The organism is Roseovarius halophilus (ex Wu et al. 2025) (assembly GCF_047086965.1).
In genome coordinates, this window is record NZ_JBKOTX010000043.1 from 1 (window position 1) to 10000 (window position 10000).

At 62.9% G+C, this 10000-nt stretch carries 8 protein-coding genes and 2 rRNA genes (1 of these 10 cut by a window edge); 5 read left to right on the forward strand and 5 right to left on the reverse strand.

What is annotated here, in order from left to right; genetic code table 11:
* Positions 1 to 136 precede the first annotated feature (136 nt).
* Together ACH107_RS10950 and ACH107_RS10955 are read left to right on the forward strand one after the other, a co-directional pair.
* A complete protein-coding gene (locus tag ACH107_RS10950) occupies positions 137 to 337 on the forward strand; it encodes an EAL domain-containing protein (RefSeq protein WP_412505911.1) in 201 nt (66 codons plus the stop codon).
* Between the two features lie 364 nt (positions 338 to 701).
* Positions 702 to 1046, forward strand: a complete 345-nt coding sequence (locus ACH107_RS10955) for a hypothetical protein (RefSeq protein ID WP_310692124.1) — start codon at positions 702 to 704, stop codon at positions 1044 to 1046.
* 560 nt (positions 1047 to 1606) lie between these two features.
* Here ACH107_RS10955 and ACH107_RS10960 read toward each other — a convergent pair.
* The 3 genes from ACH107_RS10960 to egtD form a co-directional block, all read right to left on the reverse strand.
* Positions 1607 to 2287, reverse strand: a complete 681-nt coding sequence (locus tag ACH107_RS10960) for an NAD(P)-binding oxidoreductase (RefSeq protein WP_310692125.1) — start codon at positions 2285 to 2287, stop codon at positions 1607 to 1609.
* Between the two features lie 27 nt (positions 2288 to 2314).
* Complete coding sequence (locus ACH107_RS10965) at positions 2315 to 3214, reverse strand: homocysteine S-methyltransferase family protein (protein ID WP_310692126.1); 900 nt, start codon at positions 3212 to 3214, stop codon at positions 2315 to 2317.
* A 91-nt stretch (positions 3215 to 3305) separates the two neighbouring features.
* Positions 3306 to 4262, reverse strand: a complete 957-nt coding sequence (gene egtD / locus ACH107_RS10970; RefSeq protein WP_412505898.1) for an L-histidine N(alpha)-methyltransferase — start codon at positions 4260 to 4262, stop codon at positions 3306 to 3308.
* A gap of 134 nt (positions 4263 to 4396) precedes the next feature.
* On the opposite strand from egtD, the gene ACH107_RS10975 reads away from it, so the two are divergent.
* Genes ACH107_RS10975 through ACH107_RS10985 form a run of 3 tightly spaced genes read left to right on the forward strand, consistent with a single transcriptional unit; the run spans position 4397 to position 7148 of the window.
* A complete protein-coding gene (locus tag ACH107_RS10975) occupies positions 4397 to 5383 on the forward strand; it encodes a phytanoyl-CoA dioxygenase family protein (protein ID WP_412505899.1) in 987 nt (328 codons plus the stop codon).
* A complete protein-coding gene (locus ACH107_RS10980; protein ID WP_310692129.1) occupies positions 5380 to 6222 on the forward strand; it encodes a class I SAM-dependent methyltransferase in 843 nt (280 codons plus the stop codon). The genes ACH107_RS10975 and ACH107_RS10980 overlap by 4 nt, the downstream gene beginning before the upstream one ends.
* A gap of 23 nt (positions 6223 to 6245) precedes the next feature.
* A complete protein-coding gene (locus ACH107_RS10985) occupies positions 6246 to 7148 on the forward strand; it encodes a class I SAM-dependent methyltransferase (protein ID WP_412505900.1) in 903 nt (300 codons plus the stop codon).
* Positions 7149 to 7521: 373 nt separating this feature from the next.
* Here the strand turns inward: ACH107_RS10985 and rrf are convergent.
* Positions 7522 to 7636: ribosomal RNA gene (gene rrf / locus ACH107_RS10990) — 5S ribosomal RNA — on the reverse strand.
* A gap of 74 nt (positions 7637 to 7710) precedes the next feature.
* Positions 7711 to 10000: ribosomal RNA gene (locus ACH107_RS10995) — 23S ribosomal RNA — on the reverse strand; it runs 540 nt beyond the window's last position.

Sequence of the window (10000 nt, forward strand, 5' to 3'; positions counted from 1 at the left end):
CGCCACCAAACTGAAAACGCGTAAACTCAATCAAGGATGAGCCAGAGCCTCCAAACGAAAGCACGCTCTGATGTCCCAAATTATCTGAAGACGCACAATCCAGGAGGTCAAGCTTGACCGCAGCTTCATCGCCGAACTGCCCCACGGCCACCGCGAATCCGCCATCGTCGGCGCCACGATAAATCTGGCCGCGGACCTGGGCCTGCGGGTGATCGCAGAAGGCGTCGAAACAGCCCGGCAGGTCGACTGGCTCAAGATGTCGGGGTGTCACCTGATCCAGGGCTTTCTCTTTGGACGGCCGGCAAAGCTCCTCACCGGGCCGGCGACGGGGCCCTAGCAATCCATCAAGTCAGCCGCGCCGCAAAGGGCGCAGGCGACCGCTTCGCCCGCGTCCCCGGGACATGGTGGCGTTCGCGGGCCGGGGCGTTCGGATCACCACATACCGCGCAACAGAAGCGGCGCGCCCAGACGCAAGCCAGTCTCGGCCGGCGCGGCATGCGGGACTAACCTGTGTCAGCGCGCGCTGGATGATCCTGGGGTACAAGAGAACAGGTCGCGCGACCTGCCTGACGGTGCGCGGCGAGGGCGCGCATGCCGGACGCACCCGAGAGAGACCTGAACGCGGCGTTGTACCGCGATCGGGCCACGACCGAACCCCGTACTCACAGCGTAGCGGCGCTTTCCCCGCAGGAGAAATTGACATGAACACTCCCGAATGGCTCAAACCCGGCATCTATGGCGCGCTGATCGGCGCGGTTTTCGTCGGTGTCGCCGGATTCACATGGGGCGGCTGGGTGACCGGCAGCACCGCAAACGACCGTGCGATGGCGATGTCGCACAGCGATGTCGTGGCCTCGATGGTGCCTGTATGCCTTGACATGGCACGGTCTGACCCGGCGCGCGCCGACAAGCTGCAAACGATCCGGGCCGCCTCGACCTACCAAAAGCGCGGCGCCCTGATGGAAGCCGGATGGGCGACCGTACCCGGAACCGATGCCCCCGACAGGGACATCGCGCAGGCCTGCCTCAAGAAAATGGACCTCTGATGGTCTGCTGGCGCGGGCCGAAGTGACGGCCAATACGCGATCACCCTGGCCACACCCCGTCCGCTTGCAGGGTGCACCGTGACGACGCGGGCACACTCATGCCCCTTGCGTCGCAAGTTGGCAGAGGCGCGGACCACGCGCCCATGGACAGGCCAGCGCCGCGAAGCGGGGGTCATGTCTCCGAAAGAAGCGGCATCTGGGAGGTGAATGTCGATGGCAAGTTTCGTAGCGACGACCACCAGAAGAAACACGCCGCAAGGGCCGCATTCCGACCGCGCCGTGCGGTCACAGTTCCGCCGCTGGTAACTCGAACGCGCGATCGTCCCGGCGTGGCACGCAGAAGCACCGGGGCGCAATCCTGATCCAAGGACAGGACGCGGGGCCTGTTGGCGTTTCTTTCATCTGCGCAAGGCTTCCGAAGCCCCGCCGGGTCATCGGACCTGTCACGGGGTGCGGACGCCGACCGGGGGGCTTGGGCCGGATGAGAACGGTATCGGGCGACGACACCGGAGGACATCGCTTGCGCACCTTGGCACCACACGCCAAAGGACAGCCCATCGTCACCGTGTCAGCACGACATCCTCGCGGCTGTTCAGCCCTTCGGTGACGGCGCGCACCAAGTACGCGGCAACATCGCCGCGCGGGATCAGGCCGTTTCGCCAGTCCCCGGGCCGTGTCAGGACGCGCACAGGGTGGCCGGATGCCCCGCGCGTCAGGATGACGGGGCGCACGATGGTCCAGTCGAGGCGGCTATCGACGATCATCTCTTCCTGGCGGGACTTGTCGGCATAGACCCGGCCCAGCAGCGCCCCATGGCCAAGCCGTTCGAGGCGGCTCATCGCGTGGCGGCTGCGGCCCGCACCAAAGCCGGTGACCGCGAGCAAGCGATCGACCCCGGCGGCCTCCATGGCCGTGATCAGCGCCGCGGTGGTTTCGGAAAACAGCGTTTGGTTTTGCCAGATCATCGCCGGGCGCTCCTTGATCCCGAGCGCGTAGATCACGGCCCGCGTGCCGGCCACGGCGCGGGCAAGGTCGTCGGGGTTGCGCGCGTCGCCGGCGACAGGTTCCAAACCGTCGCGCGGTGGCAGACGGTCCGCCCTGCGGGCGAACCCACGCACGGCAAGGCCCTTTTCCAGAGCGCCCCCCACGACACACGCGCCGATACCTGAGGTCGCGCCCAGCACAAGGATCGGGCGATCGGTCCGCGGGGCGGCGGCGGATGTGTCAACTGGTGCAGGCACGGTCTGCTGCTTCCTTGCCGGGGGCGATCATCCGGCACTGCGGGTCGCGTCAGGGGCCAGCCGCCGGGCAATCTCGGCGATATGGGCCGGGCCGGTCTCACAGCAGCCGCCAAGGATCGTCGCGCCCTGAGCATTCCAGCGTTCGGCGTGATCGGCATAGTCCATCGGGCCCAGATCGCGACGCGCCTGCAGAACGCTGACCTCTGCCTGCGGGGCCTTGAATGCGTCGCTGATCCTCGTGAAGGCATTGGCATAGACCCCCAAGGGCAGCGGGCAGGCGGACAGCGCGGCGAGCGCGGCAGGCATCGCCTCCACGACCGAGCAGTTGACCAAAAGCGCCGTGGCGCCTTCGTCGCGTGCGACGGCAATGACATCGGTCAACGCCTCGCCGGACCGCAGACGCGATCCGGAGTCGTCGTCAACCGACACCGCGAGCCAGACCGGCACGCCAGCGGCCTGGGCCCCCTGCAGTGCGGCGCGGGCCTGCGTCAGTGACGACACCGTTTCGCAGATGACCAGGTCGACACGGCCGCGCATGATCTCGGCCCCTTCGCGATACAAAGGCCGCGCCGTCGCCAGATCCGGATGGTCCGCGGGGCGATAGCTGCCGTTGAGTGGGCCGATTGATCCGGCGACACGTCCGGCCCCATGTGCTGCCCGTGCCTTGGCCGCGGCACCCAGGGCGATGTCAAAGAGTCGCGCAAAGTCATCCTCGAAATCGGTGCCGGCCAGGCGGTCGCGCTGGATAGCATAGGTGTTTGCTGTCGCAATGTCGGCGCCTGCCGCGAAGTAGTCCGCATGCAGGGCGGCCACCAGATCCGGGTGGTCGTGCATGACGCGCATCGACCATTGATGCGTTGGCCGGTCGCCGGAACGCCGGAGCAATTCCTGCCCGAGGCCACCGTCCAGGATTGTCACCTTTTCCATTCGGTCCGACCCTGTCCGTTGAATCCCCTGCAGGCTGTCCGAATTTAGTGGCCGGGCGCGGGCTTTCAAGCGGTTATCGCGCCCCTTTTCGTCAGGGGCGGCGCAGCACTGCGACGGCGAACAGCGCCTGCGCGTCGGTCAGGACATCGGCGAGGCGCCAACCGGCGGCTTGGGCCAGCTCCGACAAGCTCTCGACCGAATATTTGTGGCTGTTCTCCGTATGGATCGTCTCGCCTGCTGCAAATGTTACGACATGATCGCCGATCCGCGCGCTCTGGTCCTCAAGGCTTTGCAGATGCATCTCCACACGGGCCTCTGTCGCGTTCCAGATCGCCTTGTGCCGGAATGTTTCAAGATCGAACACCGCCCCGGCCTCGCGGTTGAGGCGCCTGAGAAGATTGAGGTTGAAACCGGCCGTCACCCCGCTGGCATCGTCATAGGCCGCAACGAGCGTCTCGGGGGCCTTTATCAGATCGACGCCGAGGATCAGCGCGTCGTGATCCGGCCAGTCCCCCAACCGCAACAGCAGCGCCCGCGCTGCGTCGGGGCTCAGGTTGCCAATGGTCGAGCCGGGGAAGAACCCGACAACCGGCCGCCCGCCGAGATCGGGCAGGGGGACGGGCTGCAGGAAATCGGCGACCACCGGCCGGACATCGAGGTGGGGAAAATCGCTGGCGAGCTCTGCGGCCGAGGCGCGCAGGAAATCCTCCGAGATATCGACGGGCACATAGGTGGAAAGCCCGTCCAGCCCGTTCAGCAACAGCCGCGTCTTGACGCTGGCGCCGCTGCCAAGTTCCACAAGCGCCGCGCCCGCGGGCACATGCGCCTGTATCCGTGCCAGACCAGTCTCCAGAATCGCGCGTTCGGTTCGCGACGGGTAGTATTCGGCCAGGTGCGTAATCTCTTCGAAGATCGCGCTACCGCGGTCGTCATAGAACCATTTCGGCGAAAGCCCCTTGGGGCTGCGCGACAACCCCTCGATCGCATCTGCGTAAAGCGCGCGGTTGCTGATCTCCGTCTTGCGTGGCTCGGTCGTGCGTGCGTTCATGATGTCCCCGATGATTTGTGGCGGCCCGGGGCGACCTAACCCGCCGGATCGAAACATCCAGCCGACTCCAGTATCCCGCTTGCCGTCGCAGCGCGATGCTTTAGGTCTCATGCGAGTTCATGAGAGGATCCGAAATGGCCGAGCCGACCACACCCGAGCGTGATGTCACCGATGTGAGCCAGCCCTGGGATCAGGACAACCAGGCCTGGTGGGACTGGTATGTAAGCCTTGCGGCGAACGATGGCACCGAGGAAGAGGTCCTGGCCGCTGCGCCCTTGCCGGATGTGCCGATTCCGACCGATGACGAGGTCATCGCGGAACTGGCAGCGCCCTATCCTCTGACCGAGGGCCAGGTCGCGTTTTTCCGGGAAAACGGCTTCATCAAGCTCAAGAATGTCTTTTCGCCGGGAACGGTACTCAAGCTGCGGGCCGAGTTGATCCGGCTGTTGAAGGCGGAATTCGCTGTCGATCCGGACACCGGCGCGCGCGACCGGTTCCTGAGCTTGGAGATGGTCTGGCCGGACAATCCGCTGCTGCGGGCCTATGTGCTCTCGCCGCGGCTGGGTCAGATCTCGGCGGACCTGTTGGAAGTGCCGGCGGTGCGGCTCTACCACGACAACGTCCTGGCCAAGCAGGCCGGGTGCGGCCGCACGCCGTGGCATTTCGACGATCATCACTTCCCGCTGGACACGCACGATGTGGTCACAGCCTGGGCGCCGGCGCAGCCGATCCCGCTGGAAATGGGGCCGCTGGCCTTTGCGTATCCGCTTGACGTGCACAAGCTGGTCGATGCCGTGACCTTCGAGAAGACCGGCACCGGCTACGATCGTGGCGTGGCCGAGGTTTTTGCCCGCAATGGCGTGACCGTGGACGAGACCCCGTTCGAAATGGGCGAGGTCAGCTTTCACCACAACCTGAATTTCCATACCGCCGCGCGCAATCGCACCGATCGCAGCCGGGTGGTTCTGGCCAATACCTATTACGCCGACGGCGCGCGTATCGTGGATGCGCCGACAATGGTTTCCGGCGACTGGCAGAAATTCATGCCGGGGGTCGGGCCTGGCGACGTGGCGGCCAGCCCGCTCAACCCGGTCTGCTGGCCGGTCGGGGATTCCGAATGAGCGGCGATATCCTGACGCGCAGCAGCGCCCACTGGTCCGAGGCCGGACGTGCCGGAATGGATGCGTTCTACACTCTTGCCACCGATGATTACAGGCATCTGGCCGAGGCGCGGGACTGGTCGGCGTGGGTGTCGGAGGCGCAGAGCCGGGCCGGCGCGCGGTCCCTGCGCCTGCTCGACGTGGCTTGCGGATCGGGCAAGTTTCCCAACGCGCTGGTTAGTCATGCCGGCGTGGGCGCGGTTGGAGTACAGCCGGTGGCGACCGACCTGCTGGACCCGTCGGCGTTTTCCATCGCCGAGGCCCGCGCGGCCCTGCCGGCCCCATTCAGGGCAAGCGCCGAACACGAGACGACCTTGCAGGATTTCACCCCGCCGTCCGGCGGCTATGACATCGTCTGGGCGACCCACGCGCTTTACGCCGTGCCCGCCGCGGACCTGCCTGCGGCCGCCCGGCGATTCTGCGCTGCCATCGGCCCCGAGGGCCGGGGCGTGATCGCCCACAGTGCCGCCGCCGGGCATTACATCGAGTTTCACCGCCGATATCTGGAGGCCTTCGCCGCGGAGGACGCCGCCCCCTACATCTCGGCCGAGGATCTTGCGGCCGCGCTGCGCGACAGCGGCGCGGATGTCACGGTGACCGAGGTGCGCTATGAGAGTGTCGCCGGGCCGGACGATGCGGCGGCTGTCGAGGGATACCTGCAGCGCTGCGTCTTCGATGACAGCGTCTCGCTGGCGGAAATGCAGGCCCGCGCCCCTATGGCAAAGTGGCTGCAGGCGGCGCGGGCTGCCGATGGTTGGCGCTTTCCGCAGCTGGTGCACCTGATGGACATCACCGTCTGAGCCCCACAAACCGGAGATTGCGCGTGAACGATCACAGCCCCCTGAGGTCTGCCTGGACCGATAGTCTTGCCCGTGGCCGGCGCCCCGATGCGGCGGCCTTGCGCGCCCATCTGCGGGCCGTGCACCGTGACCATGCAGGGTTTACCGAAACCTGCGCGCAGGCCTGCCGCGATGCGGCGGGGCGCACCAGCTACGACTGGCTTGCCGAGGCGGTGCCGCAGACAGGCGGAGCACGGGTGCTTGATCTTGCCTGCGGGTCCGGTCCGCTGCTGGACATCCTGCACCACCGCAATGCGGATATGCGGCTGACTGGCCTTGATATGTGCCCGGAAGAACTGGCGCTGGCGCATGCGCGATTGCCTGCGGGATCTGTCGATCTGGTGCAGGCCGAAGCGCAGGACATGGACCGCATCTCCGACGGGTCGCTTGACGCGGTGCTGTGCCACTGGGCACTGACGCTGATGGACCCTGTCACGCCGGTGCTTGACGAGGTGCGCCGCGTTCTGGCCCCGGGTGGCTGCTTTGCGGCGCTGGTGGATGGCCCGATTGAGGCTGCGTCTGGCTATATCGCGGTTCACGATCTCATCTATGGGTATGTGCAGTCCGAACTGCCAGGCTATGGTGAGGTTGATCTGGGGGATCCGCGGATACGCGGCACCGACAGCCTGAGCGATCTGGTCCGCGCGGCCTTTCCCACCGCGACAGTGACGGTGGAGACAAGCATCGTCACGATGGAAGGGCCTGCCAGGGACGTGGCCGAAGCCGCGGCCGGGTTCTTCTACGCCGCCTTCGTCCTGTCCCCCGCAGCGCGCAGTGGAATGCTGGCGGAGCTGTCCGATCTGCTCTCGACGTCCGGGCTGACCAACGGTGGCCCCCTGAGGGGCCAGTTTGCAATGCCGATCAATCGGTTGGTCGTGGCGACCTGAGCGTCCTGCTGGCAAGTGGGGCTGCCGGCCGAACGATGGCTCCGGCGTATTGTTCGGTGACATGCGTTATAGGTGCGGAGCTGGCCAAACCACGTTTTGTCCATGTACTGGCATAGCGTCCTTTGGGTTGGACGGCGGACTGTCCGCGCCACTTGGGGGCCCAGTTCGGTCGCAGACAGGGCGGCAATCACGCTGCATCATTGTTTGCAGCCATGCGGTGACGTACGGGTGACAGCTCGTCCAATTGGATGAGGCGTTTTGAGACTGTTTTTTAAACAGTCTTCGTCAAACCTACCAAGCATAGTGGTGCGTGACATCATGTGGTTGGGGGGGGGGGGCATCGCCGAGAGATAGGTCTGATGTTTCTTACTAGGTCTGGCGGTGACTTACTCTCCCACGTCTTGAGACGCAGTACCATCAGCGCTACGGCACTTAACGGCTGGGTTCGGAATGGATCCAGGTGTTTTGCTCGTGCTATGACCACCAGACCGAGAAAGAAACATTGTCCAAGTCAGATAAACTGACTTCTGAGCCGTAAAAACAAACCTTGCTTCTACTGGATCAAATCAAGCCTATCGGACAATTAGTACCGGTCAACTGAACGCCTTGCAGCGCTTACATCTCCGGCCTATCGACGAGGTAGTCTACCTCGGTCCTCAGGGATACCTTGTTTTGAGGGGGGCTTCCCACTTAGATGCCTTCAGCGGTTATCCTGTCCGATCATAGCTACCCTGCACTGCTGCTGGCGCAACAACAGGTCCACCAGTGGATCGTTCACCCCGGTCCTCTCGTACTAGGGGCAACTCCTCTCAAGTATCCTACACCCACGGAAGATAGGGACCGAACTGTCTCACGACGTTCTAAACCCAGCTCACGTACCTCTTTAAATGGCGAACAGCCATACCCTTGGGACCTGCTCCAGCCCCAGGATGAGATGAGCCGACATCGAGGTGCCAAACACTGCCGTCGATATGGACTCTTGGGCAGTATCAGCCTGTTATCCCCGGCGTACCTTTTATCCGTTGAGCGATGGCCCTTCCACTCGGGACCACCGGATCACTATGGCCGTCTTTCGACTCTGCTCGACTTGTCAGTCTTGCAGTCAGGCTGGCTTCTGCCATTGCACTCAACGAGCGATTTCCGACCGCTCTGAGCCAACCTTCGCGCGCCTCCGTTACGATTTAGGAGGCGACCGCCCCAGTCAAACTACCCACCACGCAGGGTCCCGGACCCGGATAACGGGCCGCGGTTAGACATCAAGCAGAACAAGGGTGATATCTCAAGGGCGGCTCCACCGGAACTAGCGTTCCGGCTTCAAAGCCTACCACCTATCCTGCACATGTTGTGCCTGATGCCAGTGCGAAGTTGTAGTAAAGGTGCACGGGGTCTTTCCGTCTAACCGTGGGAAACCTGCATCTTGACAGGTAATTCAATTTCGCTGAGTCGATGTTGGAGACAGCGGGGAAGTCGTTACGCCATTCGTGCAGGTCGGAACTTACCCGACAAGGAATTTCGCTACCTTAGGACCGTTATAGTTACGGCCGCCGTTTACCTGGGCTTCAATTCGGTGCTCTCACACCTCCTTTTAACCTTCAGGCACCGGGCAGGCGTCAGACCCTATACGTCGTCTTGCGACTTCGCAGAGCCCTGTGTTTTTAGTAAACAGTCGCCACCCCCTGGTTTGTGCCCCCAGCCAATACTTGCGTAGAAACTGGGCCTCCTTCTCGCGAACTTACGGAGGTATTTTGCCGAGTTCCTTCAACATCGTTCTCTCAAGCGCCTTGGTATTCTCTACCAGTCCACCTGTGTCGGTTTAGGGTACGATCCAATGGAGGGCTATTTCCAGGAACCGATCAGCGGCCCCCCCAATCCGATAAGGGGGGACAACAGTCTCGATCCGTCACGTCCTCCTGGCCCAGGAATATTAACCTGGTTCCCATCGACTACGCCTTTCGGCCTCGCCTTAGGGGTCGGCTTACCCTGCTCAGATTAGCTTTAAGCAGGAACCCTTGGACTTTCGGCGACAGGGTCTCTCACCCTGTTTATCGCTACTCATGTCATCATTCTCGCTAGTGATCTCTCCACCGGATGGCTCACGCCCCGGCTTCACAGAAAGCTCCTCTCCTCCAATGCACCGCGAGCGGCACTAAGGAGGAATGGAACTATGTCACACTACGCTCTGCTACCATGCCTTGCGGCATCCTAAGCTTCGGCTCATGGCTTGAGCCCCGTTACATCTTCGCCGCAGGACAACTTAATTAGACCAGTGAGCTGTTACGCTATCTTTAAAGGATGGCTGCTTCTAAGCCAACCTCCTGGTTGTTTTGGTCGTCCCACCTGCTTTCCCACTTAGCCATGAATTAGGGGCCTTAGCTGTAGGTTAGGGTTGTTTCCCTCTCCACCATGGACGTTAGCATCCATGGTGTGTCTGCCATCTAGTACTTCCCGGTATTCGGAGTTTGGTTAGGATCAGTAAGCCTGTGGGGCCCCGTTACCCATCCAGTGCTCTACCCCCGGGAGTATTCGGATGACGCTCTACCTAAATAGATTTCGCAGAGAACCAGCTATCTCCGAGTTTGATTGGCCTTTCACCCCTAGGCACAGCTCATCCCGATCTTTTTCAACAGATGTGGGTTCGGTCCTCCAGTAAGTGTTACCTTACCTTCAACCTGGCCATGCCTAGATCACTCGGTTTCGGGTCTAATGCATCTAACTTGATCGCCCTATTAAGACTCGCTTTCGCTGCGCCTACACCTAACGGCTTAAGCTTGCTAGATACACTAAGTCGATGACCCATTATACAAAAGGTACGCCGTCAGTTCTCGAGGAACCTCCGACTGTTTGTAGGCGTT

Coding starts and splice junctions, on each gene's coding strand:
- egtD (WP_412505898.1), bottom strand. CDS start 4,262: ATGAACGCACGCACGACCGAGCCACGCAAGACGGAGATCAGCAACCGC.
- ACH107_RS10955 (WP_310692124.1), top strand. CDS start 702: ATGAACACTCCCGAATGGCTCAAACCCGGCATCTATGGCGCGCTGATC.
- ACH107_RS10980 (WP_310692129.1), top strand. CDS start 5,380: ATGAGCGGCGATATCCTGACGCGCAGCAGCGCCCACTGGTCCGAGGCC.
- ACH107_RS10975 (WP_412505899.1), top strand. CDS start 4,397: ATGGCCGAGCCGACCACACCCGAGCGTGATGTCACCGATGTGAGCCAG.
- ACH107_RS10965 (WP_310692126.1), bottom strand. CDS start 3,214: ATGGAAAAGGTGACAATCCTGGACGGTGGCCTCGGGCAGGAATTGCTC.